Origin of the sequence: Acinetobacter sp. SFB (genome assembly GCF_001647545.1) — a bacterium.
In the GTDB taxonomy this organism is placed as follows: domain Bacteria; phylum Pseudomonadota; class Gammaproteobacteria; order Pseudomonadales; family Moraxellaceae; genus Acinetobacter.
The window spans coordinates 279,078-304,040 of record NZ_LSZH01000012.1 but is presented as its reverse complement, the minus strand read 5'-3'; the positions used below and the strand labels follow the sequence as shown (position 1 = coordinate 304,040).

General features: G+C 40.9%; 22 protein-coding genes. 15 read left to right on the top strand and 7 right to left on the bottom strand.

What is annotated here, in order from left to right; genetic code table 11:
* Positions 1-10 precede the first annotated feature (10 nt).
* Both AY606_RS08740 and AY606_RS08735 read left to right on the top strand, forming a co-directional pair.
* Positions 11-1,228, top strand: coding sequence for a CaiB/BaiF CoA transferase family protein (locus tag AY606_RS08740; protein WP_067867168.1), 1,218 nt, complete (start codon positions 11-13; stop codon positions 1,226-1,228).
* A gap of 130 nt (positions 1,229-1,358) precedes the next feature.
* Positions 1,359-2,204: an IclR family transcriptional regulator gene (locus AY606_RS08735; RefSeq protein ID WP_067867166.1), complete on the top strand. Its 846-nt coding sequence runs from the start codon at positions 1,359-1,361 to the stop codon at positions 2,202-2,204.
* A gap of 82 nt (positions 2,205-2,286) precedes the next feature.
* Here the strand turns inward: AY606_RS08735 and AY606_RS08730 are convergent, their stop codons facing one another.
* A complete protein-coding gene (locus AY606_RS08730; protein WP_067867164.1) occupies positions 2,287-2,721 on the bottom strand; it encodes a PaaI family thioesterase in 435 nt (144 codons plus the stop codon).
* 454 nt (positions 2,722-3,175) lie between these two features.
* Between AY606_RS08730 and AY606_RS08725 the strand changes: the two genes are divergently transcribed.
* Positions 3,176-4,978, top strand: coding sequence for an acyl-CoA dehydrogenase C-terminal domain-containing protein (locus AY606_RS08725; RefSeq protein WP_067867162.1), 1,803 nt, complete (start codon positions 3,176-3,178; stop codon positions 4,976-4,978).
* A 62-nt stretch (positions 4,979-5,040) separates the two neighbouring features.
* Here the strand turns inward: AY606_RS08725 and AY606_RS08720 are convergent, their stop codons facing one another.
* The 4 genes from AY606_RS08720 to AY606_RS08705 all read right to left on the bottom strand — a co-directional run bounded on the left by AY606_RS08720 (position 5,041) and on the right by AY606_RS08705 (position 9,637).
* On the bottom strand, positions 5,041-5,880 hold the full coding sequence (locus AY606_RS08720; RefSeq protein WP_067867160.1) for an IclR family transcriptional regulator: 840 nt from the start codon (positions 5,878-5,880) through the stop codon (positions 5,041-5,043).
* Positions 5,881-6,084: 204 nt separating this feature from the next.
* Positions 6,085-7,290, bottom strand: coding sequence for a 3-oxoadipyl-CoA thiolase (locus AY606_RS08715; RefSeq protein ID WP_067867158.1), 1,206 nt, complete (start codon positions 7,288-7,290; stop codon positions 6,085-6,087).
* 34 nt (positions 7,291-7,324) lie between these two features.
* On the bottom strand, positions 7,325-8,842 hold the full coding sequence (locus tag AY606_RS08710; RefSeq protein ID WP_067867156.1) for a 3-hydroxyacyl-CoA dehydrogenase: 1,518 nt from the start codon (positions 8,840-8,842) through the stop codon (positions 7,325-7,327).
* A gap of 21 nt (positions 8,843-8,863) precedes the next feature.
* A complete protein-coding gene (locus AY606_RS08705) occupies positions 8,864-9,637 on the bottom strand; it encodes an enoyl-CoA hydratase (RefSeq protein ID WP_067867154.1) in 774 nt (257 codons plus the stop codon).
* Between the two features lie 205 nt (positions 9,638-9,842).
* Here AY606_RS08705 and AY606_RS08700 point away from each other — a divergent pair, with 205 nt between their 5' ends.
* The 7 genes from AY606_RS08700 (at position 9,843) to AY606_RS08670 (ending at position 17,690) form a co-directional block, all read left to right on the top strand.
* Positions 9,843-10,997, top strand: a complete 1,155-nt coding sequence (locus AY606_RS08700) for an acyl-CoA dehydrogenase family protein (RefSeq protein ID WP_067867152.1) — start codon at positions 9,843-9,845, stop codon at positions 10,995-10,997.
* A 31-nt stretch (positions 10,998-11,028) separates the two neighbouring features.
* Positions 11,029-12,228: an acyl-CoA dehydrogenase gene (locus AY606_RS08695; RefSeq protein WP_067867150.1), complete on the top strand. Its 1,200-nt coding sequence runs from the start codon at positions 11,029-11,031 to the stop codon at positions 12,226-12,228.
* Between the two features lie 281 nt (positions 12,229-12,509).
* On the top strand, positions 12,510-13,787 hold the full coding sequence (locus AY606_RS08690; protein ID WP_067867148.1) for an MFS transporter: 1,278 nt from the start codon (positions 12,510-12,512) through the stop codon (positions 13,785-13,787).
* A gap of 39 nt (positions 13,788-13,826) precedes the next feature.
* On the top strand, positions 13,827-14,498 hold the full coding sequence (locus AY606_RS08685) for a 3-oxoacid CoA-transferase subunit A (protein ID WP_067867145.1): 672 nt from the start codon (positions 13,827-13,829) through the stop codon (positions 14,496-14,498).
* Positions 14,495-15,151, top strand: coding sequence for a 3-oxoacid CoA-transferase subunit B (locus AY606_RS08680; protein WP_067867143.1), 657 nt, complete (start codon positions 14,495-14,497; stop codon positions 15,149-15,151). Before AY606_RS08685 ends, AY606_RS08680 begins: the two co-directional genes overlap by 4 nt.
* Positions 15,152-15,192: 41 nt before the next feature.
* Positions 15,193-16,467, top strand: coding sequence for a DcaP family trimeric outer membrane transporter (locus AY606_RS08675; protein ID WP_067867141.1), 1,275 nt, complete (start codon positions 15,193-15,195; stop codon positions 16,465-16,467).
* Positions 16,468-16,505: 38 nt separating this feature from the next.
* Positions 16,506-17,690, top strand: a complete 1,185-nt coding sequence (locus AY606_RS08670; RefSeq protein ID WP_067867139.1) for an MFS transporter — start codon at positions 16,506-16,508, stop codon at positions 17,688-17,690.
* Between the two features lie 50 nt (positions 17,691-17,740).
* On the opposite strand, the gene AY606_RS08665 is transcribed toward AY606_RS08670, so the two are convergent.
* Positions 17,741-18,964 carry a CaiB/BaiF CoA transferase family protein gene (locus AY606_RS08665; RefSeq protein ID WP_067867138.1) on the bottom strand — a complete coding sequence of 408 codons (1,224 nt, stop codon included), beginning with the start codon at positions 18,962-18,964 and terminating at the stop codon, positions 17,741-17,743.
* A 368-nt stretch (positions 18,965-19,332) separates the two neighbouring features.
* Between AY606_RS08665 and AY606_RS08660 the strand changes: the two genes are divergently transcribed.
* The 5 genes from AY606_RS08660 to AY606_RS08640 all read left to right on the top strand — a co-directional run bounded on the left by AY606_RS08660 (position 19,333) and on the right by AY606_RS08640 (position 23,012).
* Entirely contained in the window at positions 19,333-20,604 is a 1,272-nt protein-coding gene (locus AY606_RS08660) for an MFS transporter (RefSeq protein ID WP_067867136.1), read from the top strand.
* Positions 20,605-20,910: 306 nt separating this feature from the next.
* On the top strand, positions 20,911-21,345 hold the full coding sequence (locus AY606_RS08655) for an I78 family peptidase inhibitor (protein WP_067867135.1): 435 nt from the start codon (positions 20,911-20,913) through the stop codon (positions 21,343-21,345).
* A gap of 172 nt (positions 21,346-21,517) precedes the next feature.
* The gene (locus tag AY606_RS08650) at positions 21,518-21,787 is read left to right on the top strand and encodes a hypothetical protein (RefSeq protein WP_067867133.1); all 270 of its coding nucleotides are present in this window, start codon (positions 21,518-21,520) and stop codon (positions 21,785-21,787) included.
* 486 nt (positions 21,788-22,273) lie between these two features.
* Positions 22,274-22,495: a hypothetical protein gene (locus AY606_RS08645; RefSeq protein ID WP_067867131.1), complete on the top strand. Its 222-nt coding sequence runs from the start codon at positions 22,274-22,276 to the stop codon at positions 22,493-22,495.
* 292 nt (positions 22,496-22,787) lie between these two features.
* Positions 22,788-23,012, top strand: coding sequence for a hypothetical protein (locus tag AY606_RS08640; protein ID WP_067867129.1), 225 nt, complete (start codon positions 22,788-22,790; stop codon positions 23,010-23,012).
* Positions 23,013-23,197: 185 nt separating this feature from the next.
* Here the strand turns inward: AY606_RS08640 and AY606_RS08635 are convergent, their stop codons facing one another.
* Complete coding sequence (locus AY606_RS08635) at positions 23,198-24,385, bottom strand: catalase family protein (protein WP_067867127.1); 1,188 nt, start codon at positions 24,383-24,385, stop codon at positions 23,198-23,200.
* Positions 24,386-24,963 lie beyond the last annotated feature (578 nt).

Here is a 24,963-nt window from a genome sequence, read left to right as displayed (position 1 = left end):
GTAAAGACACATGGGTGCATTAGAGGGTATTCGCGTACTGGATTTAAGTCGCGTACTTGCAGGTCCTTGGTGTGGTCAAATCCTCGCGGATTTAGGCGCAGAAGTGATTAAAGTTGAACGTCCAGAAACGGGTGATGACACCCGCTTATGGGGTCCGCCTTGGATGAAGAACAATCAAGGCGAGGACACACGTGAAGCAGCTTATTACCAATCTGCGAACCGAAATAAACTTTCTGTTGCGATTGATATTTCGACTGTTGAAGGTCAGGAATTGGTCCGCGCTTTAGCTGCAGACTCTGATGTGATGATTGAAAACTATAAAGCTGGTTCGCTGAAAAAATACGGACTGGATTACGATAGCCTCAATGCCATCAATCCGAAATTGGTGTATTGCTCAATTACCGGATTTGGTCAAACCGGCCCACGTGCACCTGAACCGGGTTATGACTTTATCATTCAGGGCATGGGCGGTTTAATGTCTGTGACCGGTGAAAAAGATGATTTACCGGGTGGAGGTCCACAAAAAGTGGGTGTAGCCTTCGCTGATTTAACTACAGGTCTGTATTCAACCATTGCCATTCAAGCGGCATTGTGGAATCGTACGATCACCGGCCTAGGTCAACACATTGATATGGCATTGCTGGATGTGCAAGTGGCCACTCTCGCCAATCAAGGCATGAACTATTTAGCATCAGGTAAAGTGCCGGGTCGTTATGGTAATGCGCATGCCAATATTGTGCCTTATCAGGTGTTTAAAGCAGCAGACCAAGACTTTATTATTGCATGCGGTAATGACAAACAATTCGTGTCACTCAGCAATGCGATTGGCTTGCCGGAATTACCAAAGGATCCACGCTTTACCACCAACGCATTACGGATTAAACACCGCAGTGAAATTGGCGAGTTATTGTCTGCACATTTCCTTAGCGATAATGCGAAGCATTGGGTTGAAGTAATTCATGCAGTGAAAGTACCGGTTGGATTAATCAATAACCTTGAGCAAGCCTTTGAAGAGCCGCAAGTGAAAGCCAGAAATATGCTGGTTGAAATGCAGCATCCTTTAAAAGATAAGCTGAAAGTGATTGGTTCTCCAATCAAACTTTCTCGGACTCCGGTGGAATACAAGCAAGCTCCTCCAATGCTGGGTGAACATACCAATGAAATTCTGGCGCGTGTAGCCGATGCTGAAAAATTAGCAGAACTACGAAGCAAAGGTATTATTGGTTAATCCCTCTTAAAAGCCATGTTAAGATGAATAAAGAAGCAACTTTTTATAAGTTGCTTCTTTGCTATTAATAGGATATTTATATTATAATTTTCGCATTGCGAAACAGAATTAAAGAAATTAGGCCATTTAAATGACTGAAGTGACGGAATCGGAACAAGCGGAGAAGCTATTAGCTCCTTTACGATATGAACTCCTGGATCCTATTGAGGATATGCAGGAGGAAAATGATCGCCAATATATTACCGCTCTTGCCCGTGGCTTGGAACTGTTACGTTGTTTTACCCCAAAACATCAATATTTAGGCAATCAAGAACTCTCCCAAATGACGGGTTTGCCGAAACCGACCATTACCCGTTTAACCCATACGCTTTCACGTTTGGGGTATTTAAAACAAGTACCAAACTCAAGTAAATTTCAGCTTTCTGTTGGGGTGCTTTCATTTGGTTATTCGATGTTATCGAATCTTTCAATCCGTTCGATTGCACATCCGTACATGAAAGAATTAGCGGATTACGCAGGTGCAGCTGTTGCCATGGCAACCCGTGATCGTTTAAACATGATTTACCTAGATGTCGTGCAAGGCAAGGGTAATGTCACTATGCGACGCCAAGTGGGTACTTATTTACCCCTTCATTTAAGTTCAGTGGGTCGTGCATGTCTGGCAGCAATGCCGGAAGACGAACGTGAGTTTCTATTGAATGCCATTCGTGCCAAACACAAAGAAGACTGGATAAAAATAAATCGTGAATTAGATAAAGCTTTTAAAGATTATCAAGATTTCGGATATTGTTTCTCGGTCGGTGACTGGCAGAAAGATGTGAATTCAGTAGCCGCGCCTTATTATCATGATCAGCATGGATTACTGGTATTTAACTGTGGTGGACCCAGCTTTATTTTAAGCCGTGAAAAGCTGGAAGATGAAATTGCTCCGCGCTTAGTGCATATGGTAAATAATATTCGTATAGATGTTGGGTAGCGGGTATTAAGACCCTATACCTATTACTTAAATTATCAAATAAAGAGCAGTATCTTTTTGAATAGAGACTGCTCTTTTTTATTTATTTTCGAATAATCATTAATGTCGCAGTACCATGCGCATAAATTTTATTATTTTCATCTATAATTTTTCCTTCGGTACTGACAATTGTCCGTCCTGCATTAATCAGGTGCCCAATGCCTCGATAGGTTTTTCCCACTTGCATGGGGCGGATCATTTTTATATTCAAGTCAACAGTAGCAAAGCGATTGCCTTTGTCCATAATCGAGTGGGCAACTCCACCCGTTACACTGTCTAGAACCGTGGCACAAAAACCACCATGTACGCCACCTTGTAAATTAATATGTTCTTCACCGGGCGTAACCTCATACACGATATAACCTTCTTGTACATCCACCAGTTTCATGGGAATGGTCCTGGCCATCGGTGCATGTGGAATTTCACCATTTTTGAGTGCATTAAGTGCTTCAATTCCTGAATATTGGTCAGTCAGCATTCCTTTATTCCTTGTCCTGTCTTTTTCGATTTATTGAAAAATAACATAATCTGGAAATTTATAAAATAAAATTTTGTATTGCAAAATATTTAATTCTTATCTGAGTTTTTTGCTATTTTTTATAGAAAAATGAGAGAAATAAAAAGGGTTTTATTCAGATATTTTTATTCATCATTAATTAAAAGAGAAAATATGGCAGATTTTCAAAGATTAAATACCTCTGTTTAGATGAGTATGTACAAAATTTAATCAAAAAAAACGGATTGATAGGCTTTTTGTAGTAAATAGTAAATATATGGAATATTATTTCGTTATACGAAATTATTTCTATGGTGTGAAAAAATCGCGTCATTATAAATGTGAAATATTCATTTTAAAGATCACAAGAACATTGGAACTACTCTGCCAAATATTTAAAAATTTTAGCAGGGAATATAAAAGGAAGGATTAAACAATGCCAGATTATATTGCACCGCGTCGAGATATGAACTTTGTCTTAAATGAAGTGCTCAACATTGAAGAAAGTTATTCTGGTTTTGAATATTACCAAGACAAAGTGTCGGCTGAATTATTTAATCAATATTTAGATGTCGCAGCAGATTTTTGCCAAAATGAAATTCTGCCCTTAAATGCAGTAGGCGACCGTCAAGGTTGTACTTTAAAAGATGGGATTGTGACTACACCAGACGGTTTTAAAGCAGCTTATGATAAATATGTTGAATTAGGTTTCCCATCCTTAACTGCACGTGAAGAATTTGGTGGTCAAGGTTTACCAAACTTACTTCGTACCGCAATTCAGGAAATGACTACGGCGTGTAACTGGGCATGGGGCATGTACCCAAGTTTATCGCATGGGGCTATGCGCACGATTAATCACCATGGGACAGAACAACAAAAACAAATTTATCTGCCGAAATTAATTAGCGGGCAATGGACAGGAACGATGTGCTTAACAGAAGCACAAGCAGGTTCAGACTTGGGGCAAGTTCGTACCAAGGCGGTGCCAAATGAAGATGGCAGCTACGCGATTAGCGGTGAAAAAATCTTTATTTCTGCAGGCGATCATGATTTGGCAGAAAATATTGTGCATATTGTACTGGCTCGCTTGCCAAATGCACCTGCGGGTACACGCGGTATTTCTCTATTTATTGTGCCAAAATTTAATGTGGATGCAGAGGGTTATAAAGCCGATCGTAATAATGTGGTATGCAGTTCGCTTGAACATAAAATGGGCATTCATGGTAACGCGACCTGTGTTCTAAATTTTGAGGCTGCGCGTGGCTATTTGATTGGTCCGGAGCATAAAGGTCTACTGTGTATGTTTACTTTTATGAACGCAGCGCGTTTAAGTACCGCAACCCAAGGTTTAGCCATTTCTGAAGCAAGTTATCAAGGTGCTTTGTCTTATGCCAAAGATCGCCTGGCTTTACGTGCGCTTGGTGGTGCAAAATTCCCTGAAAAAGCAGCCGATCCGATTATTGTCCATCCTGCAGTACGCAGTATGTTGCTGACCCAAAAAGCCTTTGCCGAAGGAGGCCGTATATTAACGTATTTAATTGCGCATTGGGTCGATGTAGCAGGGGTAACTCAGGATACGGCTGAAAAGAAAAAAATTGAAGATCTGCTCGCTTTATTAACTCCAATTGCCAAAGCTTTCTTGACGGAAATGGGCGTGGAATGTTCTAAACATGGTATGCAAGTGTTTGGCGGTCATGGTTATATTTCTGAACATGGGATGGAACAGTTGGCGCGTGATATGCGTATTGCCTGTCTATACGAGGGCACTACCGAAATTCAAGCGATTGACTTGCTCGGTCGTAAAATTTTGAAATCAGAGGGTGTTCTTTTAAATAATTTCACCGATATGATTGAACATTTTATCGCAGAACATCAAAATCAGACAGGTATTCAGCCTTTATTAAACAAGTTGTCTGAATTATTGACAGAATGGAAAACTCTGACTGATTTTGTTGCGGAAAAAGCCAAAACCAACCCTGACGAAACAGGTGCAGCCTCTGTCGATTATCTGTATTTCTCTGGGTATGTGACACTGGCTTATGTATGGGCTAAAGCGGCACAGGTTGCACAAAGTCAAATTGCAGTAGGCTCAACAGATGAGTTTTATCAAGCAAAACTGGCGACTGCGCAATTTTATTACAGTAAATTGTTAAACCGCACTAAAACGCATGCCGCTAATATTTTAGAAGGCGGTGAGGTCGTGTTCAGCTTAGACCCTGAAGCATTTAAATTTGATTAATTTATTAATCAAATTGCATAAAAGAAGCGCCATTTAGGCGCTTCTTATTTATCTGAAATTTTTTAGTTGTTATTTAAGGTACTGGAAATATTATTGACCATATGAATTAAGCGCGGCCCGATCTCATTTTCCAGCTTTTCCTGATCCAACAAATAACTTGGCGCGCCACAGTTAAACACCAAAATGCCATGTTGCGGATGAATCAGCGGTACCGCCACCGAATTGACATCTTTGGCCCAGTCACCAATAGACAGACAATAACCATAATCTTGATAATCGCGAACTGCACGTTCTAAATTACGCTTAATACTCAGCCAACTGTCTTCATTTCTTTTTTTAATCGCATCAAATAAATAATGGCGCTCTTTCTCAATCATAGCAGCCAAACATGCCCGGCCTATCGCACTACTATGAATAGGTAAAGTTGAGCCAATCGGACGACGCATGGTGAGTGTAGAATCTGTATGCACTACATTCAGATAGATCATGTTTAATCGGTCGCGTGTCGCCATCGCTACTGGTGCGTGTGCATATTTAGACATTTCCTCCATAAAAGGTTGTGCCTGAGTGCGTGCAGAGATATTGGACAGTGCTGAATAGCCTAATGCCAATACACCAACATCGAGTAAGTATTTGGTGGTATTGGGTAATTGCTTTAAATAGCCCAAAGAAACCAAGGTGCTGGTAATACGTGCCACGGTCGGTTTAGGTAAATTGGTTAAGTGAGCAATTTCCTGATTACCAAGTAACTGATTTGAAGAAGAAAAACAACGCAGAATTTCCAGTCCACGCGCAATAGAGGCGATAAACTGCGGATTATTTTCACGATGAATATGAGAAATGGGGTCTAAACGTATTTCATCAAAGTTGGGACTTTCACCTGATTTATTTTTTAATGTCATGTTGAGATACAATCAAATAGATAACTATAAAATATAATAACAACTAAATTTCACGATACAAAATAAATGTCTAATTATCTAGTTTTATTAAGATGAATGACCATCCATTTTTTAATATCTTTTATAAAATGAATGTTACACAAAATTAAGCGGCTGAATAACCACAGCCGCTTAATAAGAGTTCAAGGCTTACTGAAAAGATACTCAGCCTACGTTTTCAATTACCATAGCCAAGCCTTGGCCAACGCCAATGCATAAGCTGACCACAGCATATTTTTTGCCTGTACGCTGTAGCTGGCGTGCAGTGGTTAATGCAAGACGTGCACCTGAAGCACCTAATGGATGACCGAGTGCAATGGCACCCCCATTTGGATTGACACGTGGATCATCCGACTCAATCCCTAAGCCTTTTAAACAAGACAGCACTTGAGATGCGAAAGCTTCATTAATTTCAATAATGTCCAGATCATCTAAAGTCAAACCGGCACGTGCAACCGCTTTTTTAATGGCTTCAATTGGACCTGCGCCCATAATACGCGGCTCAATACCTGCTGCTGCTGCAGACAAAATTTTAGCCATTGGCTTTAGGCCATATTTTTGCTGTACCGCTTCGCTACCAATTAATACTGCAGCTGCACCATCATTAATGCCTGAAGCATTTCCTGCAGTAACCACCCCACCATCAAAGAGCGGTTTCAGTTTTTGCAATGCTTCGAAATTAGAAGTCGGGCGAGGGTGCTCATCTTCAACTACTGATTTTGGCGGTAGTTTACGTCCTTGGGAAACTTCAACTGCGGTAATTTCATCTTTAAAAAAACCGCCCTGTTTCGCAGCTTCATATTTGGCTTGTGACGCTGCAGCAAATGCATCTGCCTGTTCACGGCTGATACCAAACTCTACCGCAACATTATCACCTGTTTCCGGCATGCTATGACCGCCAAATTGCTTGACAATCTGTGGGTTAGGGAAGCGTGAACCAATGGTGGTGTCATAAATTTTTGCTTCGCGGCTATAAGCAGATTCAGCTTTTGCCATCACGAAAGGCGCACGTGTCATTGACTCGACACCACCGGCAATATACAAATCACCTTCACCACAAGTAATGGCGCGAGCAGAATCAATAATAGCGCCCAAGCCTGAAGCACATAAGCGGTTAACGGTTTGACCCGGAACGGTGACGGGTAATCCTGCCAAAAGGGCAGCATGACGTGCCACATTACGGCTGTCTTCACCGGCCTGATTGGTACTGCCAAAAATTACATCTTCTACATCTGCACCTGGAATGCCTGTTTTTTCAACCAGACGGCGAATCACTAAACCGGCTAAATCATCAGGGCGAATTGTAGCTAAGCTACCTGCATGACGACCAAAAGGAGTACGTAATCCATCATAAATATAAGCGTTTAACATTTTTCTTTCCTTGAAGAATTTTGATATAAAAGTTTTAAGCGGTAAAAGTTAAAGCTTGGTTAAGCTTGACACGACGTTGCAACCAAGGACTTGGGCGATAACGCGGGTCTGCGGTAATTTGAGTCATGCGCTCCAAAATGAGCAGGATTTTTGCAGGGCCGAGCACATCTCCCCAGCTAATTGGACCATGTGGATAGCCTAGCCCTAAGCGTACCGCAGCATTAATGTCATCGACTGTGGCAACCCCTTGCTGGGCAATATCACAGGCTAAATTAATCACCATCGCAATCACGCGCTGTGCAACAAAACCGACACTTTCCTGAATCACGGTGACGCTATTACCATCCAGATTGAAAATGGAATGTGCTGTCTGGCTCAATTTTTCTTGGGTAATCAGGCTTGGCATTAAGGTACGATGAGCATTTAAACCGTTAATTAAGTCGATAGCGACAGTACGTGTAGGATCGAGGTTTAGGCGCTGGATGCTTGAGCTGGTATCTTCACCATAACTTGCCACTAAAATCAGACTGTCAGCGGCCGGATAATCTTGCGTATCCATTTTAATTTGATGCGTATTTAGATAGTCGGTTAATGCCTGACGGTCTGCTTCAAAATCTGCCGCAATCCAGACGGCAGGGTATTCAGCCAATTTTTCAACTCGAATTTCCGGCTGTTCATCTAGTTTTTGTCCCGCTGCATAACGGTAAAAACCTTGACCCGTTTTACGCCCCAGCTGTTTGGCCGTCAGCATTTGTTTGGTCAGTACATTGGGACGGTAACGCGGTTCCTGATAATATTGCTCATAAACCGATTCCATAACCGGATGCGACACATCCAGACCAGTTAAATCGAGCAGCTCAAAAGGTCCCATTTTAAAACCTAAATTTTGTTTTAAAATGCGATCAATTTCGTGAATGCTGGCGACATTTTCGTTTAGAATTTTTAAAGATTCTGTACCGTAAGCACGGCCTGCATGATTGATAATAAATCCGGGGGTGTCTTTTGCAACGACAGGTCGATGGCCCATTTTATAAGAGAGATCGACTAAGCGACTGACAATCTCGGGTTGAGTACGAATTCCGGGAATCACTTCTACCACCTTCATTAAAGGCACAGGATTAAAGAAGTGATAACCTACGAGGCGTTCAGGATGCTGGCTCTGTGAAGCAATTGCAGTAATGGAGAGCGACGAAGTATTTGAAGCAATAATGGTATTTTGTCTGACCAAAGCTTCAAGCTGCTTAATTAGTTCTTGCTTGACTGAAAGATTTTCAACAATCGCTTCAATAACAAGATCACAATTTTTAAGTTCATCTAAACGTACTGCGATTACTAAATTGGCCAGCGCTTGCTGAGCAGATTCCGCAGTAATTTTATTTTTTGCTACCAGTTTATTTAAAGTTTCCTGTAGCTTTTCGGCTGCTATTTGAGCAGCGCCTGCTTTGGCATCATATAAATACACTTGATGATTAGACTGCAGGGCAATTTGGGTAATTCCTGTACCCATAATCCCTGAACCGATTATGCCAATGGTGGCAATTTGAATAGACATGAAAACTTTTCCCTAAATAATTTATTTGCCTTGATATTGCGGATGACGTTTTTCAATAAATGCTTGCATACCTTCTTTTTGATCTTGGGTATCGAACAGCAACTGGAAGGATTTTCGTTCTAGGCTTAAACCGGCGTTTAATGGCACATCTTCAGACATTAATGCCACTTCTTTAATTTGCTCAAGGGCAATAGGCGGTAGACATGCAATGGTTTTTGCCATTTTGATGGCACTACTGATCGTTTCACTATCTGGTACGACTTGTGAAGCCAAACCAATTTGATAGGCTTCTTGAGCTGAAACCAAGCAACCGGTCAGAATCATGCGCATAGCGTGAAATTTTCCAACTGCACGGAATAGACGTTGTGTACCGCCAGCACCCGGCATCACACCTACTTTGACTTCAGGCTGACCAAACTGTGCAGATTCACCGGCAATAATAATGTCGGCATGCATGGCCAACTCACAGCCGCCGCCCAAGGCATAACCATTTACTGCAGCAATCACCGGTTTTGGATAATGCGCAATGGCTTGCCAGTAACGTTCGGTATGACGCAAATACATTTCTGATGTATGTGCCGAAGCCAATTCTTTTAAATCTGCACCGGCAGCAAAGACTGACTCACCGCCGGTAAGAATCACGACACGGATTTCATCATTTAAAGCCAGTTCAGAGAAGATTTGTGCAAGATGCTTGCGAACTTCTGTATTAAGCGCATTTTTCGCTTCCGGACGGTCGATTTTAACGATCGCAATATGATCTTCGATACACTCCATTGTCACTGTATGTTTCATTACCACTCCATTAATTTCGTAATGCGAAATTTTATTTTCATTTAAATTAATCCTATTCCTACCTAAACTCAATATTTTTTATACAAAAAATATTTATTTTGTATTTTCTCTTGCTGTTTTTATTCTTTTGTGGTTATTTATTTCGTATTGCGAAATTAAAAAAGGTAAAGGAATTTACCGTAAAAATCAACAAAGGGAGTAAACCATGATCCGTGATCCGGAAATGCTGGAACAGCTTTTAGACACCATCCGAAATTTTGTCAAAAATGAACTGGTGCCTTTAGAGCACGAGGTGGAAGAAAGCAACGCCATTCCTGAACATATCGTCAGCCAGATGAAAGCGCTGGGTCTGTTTGGCCTGACCATTCCCGAGGAATATGGCGGTCTCGGCATCACCATGGAAGAAGAAATTCTGGTGGCGCTGGAACTGGGCAAGACCTCGGCCGCTTTTCGTTCCCTGATTGGCACCAATAACGGCATTGGCTCCAGCGGGATCCTGATCGATGGCACAGATGTGCAAAAGCAGAAATATCTGCCGCGTTATGCCAGCGGTGAATATATCGGGTCTTTTTGTTTAACCGAACCGGATTCAGGTTCAGATGCGGCTGCGTTAAAAACCAGTGCCACCAAAGACGGTGACTATTATATTTTAAACGGCACCAAGCGCTTTATTACCAATGCCCCGCGTGCAACCACCTTTACCGTGATGGCGCGTACCAATCCCGAGATTAAAGGCGCGGGCGGTATTTCTGCATTTTTGGTTGAAGCCGGTACTCCCGGGTTGTCTTTGGGCAAGATTGACAAAAAAATGGGCCAGCATGGCTCGTATACCTGTGACGTGATTTTTGATCACTGTCGTGTTCATCAGGAGCAGCTGATCGGCGGTGTTGAAGGCATTGGTTTTAAAACTGCGATGCGCGTGCTGGATAAAGGCCGTTTGCATATTGCCGGCTACAGTGTCGGCATGGCAGAACGCATGCTGGAAGATGCACTACATTATGCGGTAGAACGTAAACAGTTTGGTCAGCCGATTGCCAACTTCCAGCTGATCCAGGGCATGCTGGCCGACTCCAAGGCTGAAATCTACGCGGCAAAATGCATGGTGCTGGATGCTGCGCGTTTACGTGATGCCGGCCAGAATGTGACTGTTGAAGCCTCGTGTGCGAAGATGTTTGCCACGGAAATGTGTGGCCGTGTCGCAGATCGCTGCTTACAAATTCATGGCGGTGCGGGTTATATCAGTGAATATTCAATCGAGCGTTTTTACCGCGATGTACGTCTGTTCCGCTTATATGAAGGCACCACTCAAATTCAGCAGATTATTATTGCCCGTGAAATGATTAAACAAGCCACCGCTTAAATAGAACAACTATATTTTTGGACTAGACAATATGACTTCAAAAACCAGCTTCAACTGGCAAGACCCGTTTTTAATCGAGCAGCAGCTGACCGAAGAAGAGCGCATGATTCGCGATTCTGCCCAGGCCTATTGCCAGGGCAAATTGTTGCCGCGTGTGCTGGAACAGTTCCGCCATGAAACCACCGATGCTTCCATCTTTCGTGAGATGGGTGAGCTGGGCCTGCTAGGTCCCACTATTCCGGAACAGTATGGCGGTGCAGGGCTGAACTATGTCAGTTATGGTCTGGTGGCACGTGAAATTGAATATGTCGATTCAGGCTACCGTTCCATGGCCAGTGTACAAAGCTCGCTGGTGATGGTGCCAATTAATGAATTTGGCTCGGAAGAACAGAAACAGAAGTATCTGCCGAAACTGGCCACTGGGGAATATATCGGTTGTTTCGGCTTGACCGAGCCGGATCACGGTTCTGATCCGGGCAGCATGATTAGCCGGGCCAAAAAGGTCGAGGGCGGTTACCGTTTATCGGGCGCGAAAATGTGGATTACCAACAGCCCGATTGCCGATGTATTTGTGGTCTGGGCCAAAGAAGTTTCTAAAGAGGGCAATGTCGGCGAGATCCGCGGCTTTATTCTGGAGAAAGGCTGGGAAGGGCTGTCTGCACCGACGATTCACGGCAAGGTCGGCTTGCGTGCCTCGATCACCGGTGAGATTGTGATGGATAATGTTTTTGTGCCGGAAGAAAATGCCTTCCCAGAAATTCGCGGCCTGCGGGGTCCGTTTACCTGCCTGAACAGCGCCCGATACGGTATTGCCTGGGGTGCGATGGGCGCGGCTGAATTCTGCTGGCATACCGCCCATCAATACACCATGGATCGTAAACAGTTTGGCCGTCCACTGGCTGCCAATCAGCTGATCCAGAAGAAACTGGCCGATATGCAGACTGAAATCGCCTTGGGTCTGCAAGTGGCCCTCCGTTTTGGTCGTATGAAAGATGAAGGCATTGCATCGGTTGAAGGGACTTCACTGATCAAACGCAACAACTGTGGCAAGGCACTGGATATTGCCCGACTGGCGCGTGATATGCTCGGCGGGAATGGCATTAGCGATGAATTTGGCATAGCACGTCATCTGGTCAATCTTGAGGTGGTGAATACCTATGAAGGCACCCATGACGTGCATGCCCTGATTCTTGGTCGTGCACAAACCGGTATCGCTGCATTCGGTAATTAATGTAATAAAAATAAGCCAGTAAATTTTTACTGGCTTATTTTTAATTGTATTTTTAAGCAAAACTAAAAATCAATATTGATAATTATATTTCGCTATAAGAAATTATATCTTATTATTATTGTTTTTTAGATTTAAAAATGGTTTATTAATATCATATTTAACAGGCTATTTTAAATCGGGACACAGCTAAATCAAGTGTTTCATTAATACTTAAATAGTCCATAAATTTTTAAAAAATTTGTAGAGCACAGGAGTGCTTGAAGAATAATAGGGAACATCTAATGACAGTAAGTTCAGAACAGGTCATATTAGGCAACACCGATACACCGAAAAAGAAAATATGGATTCTGGCATTTATTTTTTCTTTTTTAGCATTACTGGTGGATGGTGCAGATATTGCATTCCTTTCCTATAGCTTGACCAGTTTAAAACAGGAATTTTCATTAACCAGTATTCAAGCGGGTGCTTTAGGCAGCTGGACACTTGCCGGCATGGCGATTGGTGGTTTCTTCGGTGGATGGGCCTGTGACAGATTTGGCCGCGTACGCGTCATTGTTATCGCAATTGCCTTATTCTCGTTACTTACCTGCTGGCTCGGTTTTGCAGAAAGCTATGAACAATTTAAATGGCTGCGTTTTATTTCCGCAATTGGATTAGGCGCACTTTATATTGCCTGTAATACCTTAATGGCAGAATATGTTCCAACTAAATACCGCTCTACCATATTGGCAGGCTTGATGACTGGATGGACTTTGGGTTCTGTGGTCGCAACGCTTTTAGCGGGCTGGTTGTTGCCAGAGTTTGGCTGGAGATATTTATATTACATCTCCATCATTCCAATCGTTCTTGCAGTGGCTATGTATTTCTTGGTGCCTGAACCGCAAGCCTGGGTTGAGTCTCGTCGTAAACGTCTGGCTGCACAAGCAAGTGGAATCGTTGAAGAAAAACCTAAAAATACGTTCAAAATGATCTTTCAAGATACTTTCAGCCGCCGCATGTTCATCTTATGGTCATTCAGTACAGCATTCTTACAATTCGGTTATTACGGTGTCAGTAACTGGTTGCCCGCATATTTAGAGTCAGATCTGGGAATTAAGTTCAAAGAAATGACAACTTATATGATTGGCACATTCCTGATCATGATGTGTACTAAAGTCATTGCAGGCATCATTGCCGATAAAATAGGCCGCCGCGCGGTATTTGCTTTCGGTACGATTGGTACAGCTATTTTTATTCCCATCATTGTGTTTGGTAATACACCTGACAATATCTTATGGCTAATGTTGTTCTTCGGTTTCTTATATGGCATTCCATACGGTATTAACGCGACATACATGACTGAAAGTTTTTCGACCAAAGTGCGTGGCACGGCAGTCGGCGGAGCTTATAACGTCGGTCGTTTAGGCGCGGTATTGGCACCCCTCACGATTGGTTATTTTGCGCAGGGCGGTTCAATTGGTACAGGCTTGCTCATTATGGGTGTGGCTTATTTCCTGTGTGGTGTAATTCCTGCCATCTTTATTAAAGATCGTTTATTCGATCCACAAAAAGCAGACTAATTTAATTCTTCAAACGTATCTACAGTGTTAGGGAACAGCATGATTAATAAAGTCACAATGGATATTGAGACAGTCCTTAAGTCAATACCAGATGGTGCACGCATTATGACCAGCGGTTTTGGCTTGGCAGGACAGCCTATCGAGCTGATTGAAGCGCTGATTGATATTGGTCCGAAAGATTTAACAATCATTAATAATAATGCAGCTTCGGGTGATCGTGGTTTAACCAATCTGCTACTGTCTGGTTTGGTTAAAAAAATGATTTGTTCGTTTCCTAAAGCCAACAATTCCACTGTTTTTGAGGATTTATATAAAGCCGGAAAAGTTGAGTTGGACCTGGTTCCGCAAGGCAATCTGGCTTGCCGGATTCAGGCTGCAGGTGCTGGCTTAGGGGCAATTTTCACGCCGACCGGGTATGGCACTAAAATTGCGGAAGGCAAGGAAACGCGCTGTATTGAGGGTAAAAATTACGTGCTGGAATATCCAATTTATGCTGATTATGCCTTGATTTATGCCCATCAGGCCGATCGCTGGGGTAATCTGGTTTATCGAAAGGCAGCTCGAAACTTTGGTCCACTCATGGCCAAAGCAGCTAAAACTACAATTGCTCAAGTACATGAAGTGCTTGAATTGGGCCAGTTAGATCCAGAAGTGATTGTGACACCGGGCATTTTCGTTCAGCACGTAGTTAAAGTTGGAGATATTAAATGACAATCCAAAAACGCAGCCGTGAACAAATTGTAGAACGCGTTGCCCAGGATATTGCGCCAGGTTCATATGTCAATTTGGGTATTGGCTTGCCAACCAAAGTTGCGGGTTATTTAAAACCTGAAAATGAAATTATCTTGCATTCAGAAAATGGAGTTTTAGGTTTCGGTGCTTTAACTTCCAAAGAACATGCAGATGATGACTTAATCAATGCCGGTAAGGAGTTAATTAGCATATTGGGTGGTGGCAGTTTCATGCATTCGGCAGACTCGTTTGACATCATGCGTGGTGGTCATTTAGACATCTGTATTTTGGGCGCTTTTCAGGTCGCTGTGAATGGCGATCTGGCCAACTGGCATACCGGTTCTGCCGATACTGTGCCTGCTGTGGGCGGCGCAATGGACTTGGCAGTAGGTGCACGTTGTGTCTATGTGTGTATGGAACATCTGACCAAAAATAATCAACCTAAAATTGTGAATGAACTGACTTATCCTTTAACTGGTGCAAATTGTGTGAACCGGATTTATACCGACTTGTGCATTATTGAGTTAAAAGACAATCAAGCCTTCGTGACAGAAATTGTAGAAGGTTTGAGTTTTGAAGAACTACAGCAAAAAACTGGTTGTGTCTTGATTGATACGAGAACCGCAGCATAAATTTATTTTCAAACCATTGATTTGATTTATTAGGGAAAATAATGAAAAAATTAATTTTAGCCGCAGCTTGCGCTGCGGTGACAGGGACTTCTTTTGCCGAAACTTCGACAACAGAGCAGCGTATTAATTTGTTGGAAGCGGAATTACAGCGTTTAAAACAGGAAGTATCTGCCCAGAAAAATACCAATATTCAATTGGTTCAGCAGCAAGAACAATTCAATACGGAGCTTAAATCTGCAGCGCAAAAAAATAGCGGCAGTTGGACAGACAATGTGAATGTTTATGGGATTTTGCGTCTAGATGGTGCCATAGACTTTAAAGATACCACGGCTGCGCGTGGCCGAACTTCAAATCAAATTAATAAAGTACCGTTTGATGCAGATCAAGGTAAGCGCTCTGACTTCACCATTGCAGCATCGCGTATTGGCTTTGATATTAAAAATCTGGCAGGTCGTGATGATGTTAAAGCCAAATTGGAAGCCGATTTCTGGGTTGATAATGGTAAAGGCGATGGCAAACTTAGAATCCGTCATGCCTATGTAAATTTTGATGACTGGTTATTTGGTCAAACCTGGTCATTGATGTCAAATATGGAAACCATGACCGAAAGTATCGACTACACTCAGTTTTTAGGGGTTTCCACTGCACGCTTGCCGCAAGTACGTCGCGATTTCAATTTTAATGCAGCAAATAAATTACAGTTAGCTTTGGAATATGCAAGCGATCGCACCTCTGAACTACCTGCATTAACTGCAAAATATATTTACAAGAACCAAGCCGTATTATTGATGGGCCAAGGGTTTATCAATGAAAAGCGCGCTGAAGTGGATAATCGTGATATTGATAAATTAAGCTGGGGCGTGGGGTTAGGTGCACGCTATAAAATCACCCCAAAACAGTCTGTTCAAGCCAATTATTACCATGTCAAAGGTGATCAGAAATTTGTGTCTTACACCACACAAGGCTCGAGTAGTGATGGTGCAGCAATGGGAGGGGATTATTCTGTCGATCTGGACAATAACTCACTCTTGCAGAATGAGTTTGACAGTTTGACGCTAGGCTACTCGCATAAATTCAATGATCAATGGCGTGGCAATATTGCGACCTCCCTGATGAAATTTGAAGATGATAGTGCTTATGCAAAAGCAAATATCACCAATAACAAACAACTAACCGATCATGCTATTAATCTGATTTATACCCCACGTCCTTATGTCGATTTGGGCGTGGAATATCATCTGGGGGAGCGTAAAAGTTTTGAAGGGAAAACGGCAGACATTTCAAGGATAAATCTGTCTGCACAATATAAATTCTAACTGTTAATTTGAAACATCGGACGGAAAGCACAGATCTCATGAGTCAATCTTTATTTAGCCGCAGCTTTATTTTAATTATGGCGATTACTTGTGGGGTTTGTGCCGGTTCTAATTATTATAACCAGCCGCTGATTTATGCCATGGCCAAATCCCTTGGAGTAACGGTTGAACAGTCGGCAGTAACGATTGTTATCAGTCAGTTTGCCTATGCACTGGGACTAATTGTCCTGATTCCTTTGGGAGATAAATATTCCAAACGTAAAATCATTATTAGTTTAATGGTGATCTGTGGATTGGCCCAAATTTGTATTTCATTTTCGCAACAATTGTGGAGTCTGTATTTTTTTACCTTTATTGCCACTACTTTCTCAATTGCCTCTCAAGTTTTAATTCCTTTCATTTCCAGCATTGTTGAATCAGAAAAAATGTCGGAAATTATTGGCACACTGATGAGTGGACTATTTTTAGGGATTTTACTGGCACGTTCTTATGCAGGAATTATTACCACCATCGCAGATTGGCACCTCGTTTATCTCAGCAGTGGATTACTCATTATATTATTAGCTGTAGTGATGTATTTTAAATTACCTGTTCCTGCAGCATCGAATAAGAATCTAAAACTCATGCAGATTTATAAATCGATGTTCAGTATAGCCATGCATTCGCCACAACTCATCCGTCGGAGTTGTGTAGGTGCCACGGCGTTTGCATCCATGATTCTTGCCTTAAGTACCATGGCTTTTGTGTTGGCTAATCCACCTTATGCATTCTCGGAACTTTATATTGGCTTTTTTGGATTTGTCGGAGCTGCTGGAGTATTCGCAACAAAATGGGCAGGTAAGCAAATTGATCAGGCCAAAGAAAAACTTGTGGCAGTACTAGGCTGTGCTCTGCTTATCGTTCAATGGTTAATGCTATATTTCGCACAACATTCACTCATGGCATATGTTTTTGGCTTGCTCTGCGGCTATTCGGCACTTTCGATGCTCCATGTGCTAAATCAGAGTTTGATTTTACGTTCAGCCGATGAAACGCGTTCAAGACAACATTCTATTTATATGTTTATCTATTTTATGGGGGCTGCTGTTGGTTCCATGGCCGGATTATACGCTTGGTATCATTGGGGATGGACCGGTTGCTGTATCGTAGGTTTAGCTTTTAGCTTAATGACCGTGTTTTTTGATGTATTAGATCGCAAACACATGCAGGCTTCCGCAATATAAGCCAAATAAAAAGGAATCTTATGATTCCTTTTTATTTTTTATGAAAATTTTTAGCGTTGCTGAATCACTTTTTTGTTTTTAAATTTCTCAATTTCATCCGGGCTTAAAAACTGGCTTAAAATAGCATCGGTATCTTCACCTAAACATGGTGGTGCTTTCTTATACTCCACAGGTGTTTTGGATAACTTTATCGGTGAACCAATAGAGGTGTAATCTTCCCGTAAAGCATGCGGCATTTGAATCACCATGTCACGGGCAAGTACCTGTTCTTCTTCCAAAGTCTGTTTTAAATCATTAATCATACCCACCGGTACTTTAACCGCATGAATCAGATCTACCCAGGTTTTTGCCGGCTGAGTGTAAAAATGATCCTGTAGAATCTTCGTCAATTCCTCGCGGTGCATAACCCGTCCTGAATTTTTCTGAAAGCGAGGATCTTTGGATACATCTGGCAAGCCAATTGCCTGACATAAAGCTTTAAATTGCAAGTCATTGCCACAGGCAATAATAAACTCACCTTCCTGCGCCTTAAACACCTGATAAGGCACAATATTGGCATGTGCATTACCAAAGCGACCCGGTACTTTGCCTGAAGTGAGATAATTCATGGCTAAAACAGATAAAGAGGCGACCTGGGTGTCTAGCAGCGCCATATCAATATGCTGACCTTCACCAGTTTTTTCCCGAGACAGTAAGGCAGCTTGGATGGCAATCGTAGAATATAAACCGGTGGTCAGGTCGGCAAAGGCCAAACCGGCTTTTTGCGGGCCACCGCCTGGCAGGTCATCACGTTCACCCGTGACGCTCATCATGCCACCCATACCTTGCACAATAAAATCATAACCCGGTTCATGCGCGCGTGGCCCATGTTGTCCAAAACCGGTAATCGAACAATATACTAATCGTGGATTCAACTGACTCAGACTTTCATAATCCAGACCATATCTTTTTAAAGACCCGGCTTTATAGTTCTCAATGACTACATCGCTTTGTTCGGCAAGTTTCTTGATAATGCTTTGGCCTTCAGGTGTAGATAAATCGACCGCAACAGAGTGTTTGCCGCGATTTGTAGAGAGATAATAAGCTGACTCATGCGTATCTTCCTGCTTATCATTTTTTAGCCAAGGTGGTCCCCAGATGCGCGTGTCATCGCCATGATCCGGTTTTTCAATTTTAATCACTTCTGCACCTAAATCAGCCAAAATTTGACTGCACCAAGGGCCGGCTAAAATACGGCTTAAGTCCAATACGCGAAAGCCTGTTAAAGCACCCATTGTTACGCTCCCTGTCTTATCTTATTCAATGTTATTTAATTTTCATTAATCATATAAAAACTATATTAAAACGACTTAATAATCAACTTTACGGTAGTTTATTTCGTATAACAAAATTATTTATCGAATTTTGTTGAATATTCACGATATCTTGATTACCCTAAATAAGCTTTAGAGTAATTATTCAAAACAAGGTGGAATCAAGACCATCGCTAAAGAATCATTAGAAAAATAGGAGCTGTGAATTAAAAATCTGAACTCTGGATAGTTAGATATACATAGTAAAAAAGCATTCATCCAGATAATGGTTGAGTCATATGAAAACTGGACAATAAACACGGGATAGGGAACAACAAGGATATTAACCCATGACGGATTTAATGAGAGCGTTAGAAAAAATTAAGCCCACCACCAAAAGGACACAGCAAATTGCTTTTGTATTTGCTTTTTTAGCCTTATTGGTCGATGGCGCAGACATGCTGTTGCTGTCTTTTAGTTTAAACAGTCTGAAAGCTGAATTTGGTTTGACCAATTTGCAAGCAGGAACGCTTGGAAGTTTTACCCTTGGTGGTATGGCTATCGGTGGTTTTATTGGAGGATGGGCCTGTGATCGCTTAGGTCGTGTTCGTACCGTGGTCATTTCTATTCTTATTTTTTCAATTTTAACCGCAGCACTGGGCTTTACCCAAAATTTTGAACAATTCGCGATATTACGCTTTCTGTCGGCATTCGGTATTGGTTCTCTTTATATTGCAGCCAATACATTGATGGCGGAGTATGTCCCAACAGAATACAGAACCACGGTATTGGGAACATTACAAGCTGGATGGACCGTGGGTTATATTGTAGCAACCTTGCTTGCTGGATGGATTATTCCAGACTACGGCTGGCGTATGCTGTTTTTTATCGCGATTATTCCATCTGTTATGGCTATTTTTATCCAGAAACTGGTGCCAGAACCAGAATCGTGGCAGCGTGCAAGGCTAGAACGTTTATATGCATCGACACAAACGACTCAAAAGCAGGAAGTTAAAAAGAGTACGGCAAAAGAAATTTTTGCAGACCCTCAAAATCGCAGAATGTTCATTCTATGGATTTTTACGGCAGGTTTTTTACAGTTTGGCTACTATGGCGTAAACAACTGGATGCCAGCTTATTTAGAATCTGAATTACATATGAACTTTAAATCTATGGCTAGTTATATGATAGGCACTTATGTCGCCATGATTTTCGGTAAAATTTTGGCGGGTTTTGCCGCAGACCGCCTAGGACGACGCTTTGTATTTGCGTTTGGCGCGATTGGAACGGCGATCTTTTTACCCATCATTGTGTTATTTAATACGCCGGATAATATTGCCTATTTACTGATTTTCTTCGGTTTCCTTTATGGTATTCCTTATGCCATCAATGCTACTTATATGACTGAAAGTTTTGCGACGTCTATTCGCGGTACTGCGGTCGGTGGTGCATATAATGCTGGACGTATTGGCGCTATGTTCGCACCTGCGATTATCGGTGCTGCTGCAAGTGGCGGATCAATTGGCCTCGGTTTCTTGATTATGGGTGGTGCTTATTTCCTATGTGGTGCGGTATCCGGGATCTTTATCAAAGACCGTCAATATGACCCACAAAAGGCATAATAAAAGCTATAAAGAAGAAAAATGAGCTTTTATAGGCTCATTTTTTTACTGTACGCTTTTTACTTTTGATCTACAGTTTCATTCTCGATTTTAATACTTTTAGCCCATTATTAACTTTATTTAAAAGGTAAATTAAAGTTATCACACAGCATCACAATTAGACCATATGATTAAAATTAGGAGCAACCGATTAAAATTCTTATAGTTTCTACAGCTAAGCTTGAAGTAGAGGGTGTTGCCTCAAATAACAACATTGATACTATTCCTATTTTTGATATCTTTGAATTTTACTAAGAATTCAAAATCATGAAAAAAATAGCGTTACTAGGCTTTATGATTTCCTCACTTGCAGCCTGTTCAACTGTACACAACACAGGTACTCTTGCACCAAAGTTAGGTACAGCCAATCCTGCGAGTGAGTATTGTATTAACCAAGGTGGAAAATTAGAAATCAAAAATGAGACCAACGGTCAGGTAGCTTATTGCCATTTGCCAAATAATCAGGTTATTGAAGAGTGGAAATATTTCCGAAACAGTTCAAAAGAATGCTTAGCAGATGAGGCGAAAGTTTTGGTAGGAAAAACAGGTTTAACTGATGGTCAGATTAAACAAAAAACTCAATCTGAAATTATTCGTAGAATAGCGCCTGGACAGCCAGTAACGATGGATTACCGTGCAAATCGAATTACAGTGACCATCGATCCAGTTACTAAGAAAATTACCCAGGCAAGCTGTGGTTAATTTTTTATTAAAGTAAAGTTATTGACGTAAAACTAACAACTTAAAAGCTCATCGAAAGATGGGCTTTTTTTTATAACTAAATGTGAACAATCCGCTAACAAATGCAGTGAATATTTTTGAAATTCTTCGGGTGTATATTATTTAATTAATAGGTTTGCTGGAGTAATGAAAAATGAAAAGTGCTACTAATTTTCAGATGTTACAGCAAGTTTATAACTTTATGGCTGAGAAACCAAACTTTAAAACCAAGGGAGAATTAGATCTATTATTAGAGTTTTTTTCAGAAATACAGCAGGATCAAAAATCGGAAATAAGGCTTGATTCACCTTCTAAAATTATTGGTAAATTTGGCAGCCGACAAATAATCAATATTAATTTAGCGCCTCCTATACGGCATAAAAATGATTTTTTGGCATGGGTGTATAAACAATTACACCGATAAGTATTTAATTTGTTTTAACACTATTCCCTTTAATCAATTCAAATAACAAGAGAAGCTTGCCTAACACAGGTGGGCTTTTTTATTACCATCACACTGGCTAAATTTGTAAAATAAAAATTCAATTAAAACAAATTATTGAAAATAATTTTTTAAAAATTTATTAATGAAATATTAGGAGATCTTAATTATTCGTAGATAAAGAAAAATAAATCAATTAGCTAAATTCGAATAATTCACCCGATTAAGCATATTTTATTGGAATTAAAATTCTATTTTTTAAAAAAATTAAATGCGCTAATTTCCACCTAAATTATTTTGTCTTCAGGCCTATGAATACTTTGATAAAATTGTTTACTGGAAGTGGATGGAGTAAATAGTACATAGATAATTAATAATATAAAACAAATGTTTGTGATTTATTGTTGAAGCCTTTATGACTTTATATTTAGGTTGTAATTGTACTTTTGGTAATCAATGGTGACCAAAATGACTGAATTAACTTCGCTACTAACATTTGAAGAGTTATTTACTCAACTTCACAATGCTATTGCTAAACGAGAGCAAAATCCCGTTCGGTTAAAAGAACCTTTGGATTCTATCGAAAAGGGTGCAATTTTAGAATTGGAAGAATACTGCCGAAAACACGCTTTTAATTTTCAAACTCATTTAGAGGGCGAGAATACATTTGTGATTACCGTGGAGTATTAATTTAATGCAATTTTTAAGAGAGTTGTGTTGTTGGCACGCATATGAGTATGAACAGAATGACAAGGGCAAGACAATCAAAGTGTGCCGAAAATGTGGAAAAAACCTAGACAAAATATGAGTTTCACCCCTGATAGCCTAATCTACTACGGCCCATAAAACATCGTCACATACGTGTTATGGGCAGTTTTTTCTTTTCTTATGTAAAGATCAGTATGGGTTAAGTTCCCAGATAAAAGTGTATTTATCCGTCATGATAAGTTGTAGAGCCTCATCCATAATATAAGGCATTAGAATGAAAATTATTGCTAGAGATCGAAATACAGGTGAAATGATAGAACTCGATGCTGAGGAAGATACCAGCATGGGTATTTTAAATTATTTTTATCGTGATCGAGAGGGAAATTATTTGTGTTCAGCTAAACATCCCTATGACAAAATGCCTAGACATTCGGTGATGCCTAATATGCGTCTTGCTTTAGGTCAGAGATTCATCTTAATTATAGAAATAATAGAATAACAACCAGCCTCCTGTGGGAGGTTTTTTATGGTCAAATTTGATTAATAGATCCTTTCTATCCATTCATCTAAATGCTCAACAGCAAGAAGCATATCTTATTAAATTGTACGGCTATTTAGATTTAAATAGGGTGAGCATAATCCATTGCTCAAACCTGAAATTTCGCTATATTATCCTGATAATTATCACTTAACTGAGTTAATGGGCTTCGATGAATCATGGCTTGGGAATGCGTTTCTGTTGACGGAATTCATCTCATGTCTGACTCGACTGATCCGGTCATAAATCACTTTACGCAGTCGGTTTACTGCTCCGAGTGGTTTATGTTCAGGTAAAGAGTGCCATGGGGTGAAAGAAAGATTTTCACAAAATTTATTCTGTTCAGGTGTATCAAAAATCTGTTTAGGAATACGAATAGTCGCGACCTGATAAAAGGGTGCTTGCGTTTCTTTCCATTCGGTCATTGAATCTTCGATGGGCAACAGATCTGATGTTCGAGGTTGCACCAGAAATTCCATACAGGCATCGCCCTTTTGCAGACTATTTCGTAGGGCATTTCGCAGAAAATCATGACTCAGTTTTTCTGGCATAGGGTCCGTTACTGTGGAACAAGCTCTAGCAGAATATTTTACCGCCTGACGATCATTACCTAGTCCTAACTGGTAAGGAACCATGGACCAATATCGGGTTTGCAGGGGATTTGAAATTCTGGTATTGAGTTTTAAGGCATTCAGAGTTCCTTTAGCACCAAGTGCGAAAGGAATATGCAACTTTCTAAAAAAATTGTCGCTATTTATATCCTGCATCAATGCCATATAGCGTTCAGGATCATTAGCGAAGAATACTGGATGATTGATCATAATGAAGTCTTGTGTAGTGGCCTCATCCTTTAAAAGTTTTTCCCCGGGTACACCTAAAATCTTGATTGCCATGCCTCTTGCATCTCTTTTAATGTCTGCCTTCGTTGCATCACGGGAACCATTCGAGAAACGAATCCATGCCTGATAGGTTTTACCGGGAATAAAAATTCCCTGCGCAAGGGAATGAGGAAGTGTTTCCCCCACATGAAACTCTGCTCGCACACATCCATGAGCTTTCGGATGTGCATCACGAAGGGCAGTGCCCGTGGAATATTGTTCACGGATGGATTTTTCAATCACCTCCGAGATTTTTTCGGCTATTGCCTCTTCATCAGGATACAGTTTTTCACTTAGACCAGGATCAATGCGGGGATAAGCAATCCGGTTAGGAGGGGGAAGCGCTGTAAGAGTGGAGTTTTGAGGTTGCGTAGCAGAGCAACCGATGATCATCACTATTAAAGGGGTCAGAGTGAACAGTAGCGTAAAGTGTATCGGCCGCATCATATTTGGCATCGGTTTTCTCCTTGCTGCAACGATAACCGCAAAATTATATTATTTTTTTTAAGCTACGAATGTTAAAAACCTTGAGCTTATTTAATACACTAAATGACTATAATATCTATGACTTTTTTTGACTCATTTAGCCACAATATAGGATATGAATAAAAACCAACTTTATAGATACCTTGCAAAATATCTTTTTAAAGTCTATCGAAAAGTGGATTACAAACCAAAGAAGCCCTGATGTCCTGTCCGGGCTTCTTTTATATGCGGTTTGCTATAAATCTTGTCATCCCTTATTTTCTAATCAACATTATTTTCTACTCAACATTTAAATGCAAAGCATAAAAGAGCAGCCACGCTTTAAGCTTTATCATTTTGGACAAGACCATAGGGTATTCTTTTTTGACTTAGACAATAAATTATAAGTAGAGGAAAATCAGTTAAAACCATCTTGGGCTAGAAAAGAGTTTTATATAAACGAGAGGAATAAATTCTAAAACTTAACATTTATAGATACCTCAAACACACAATTAAATAACTCAAACGTTATATTTTATACAATTTTAGACATGAACAATTGTCATTTT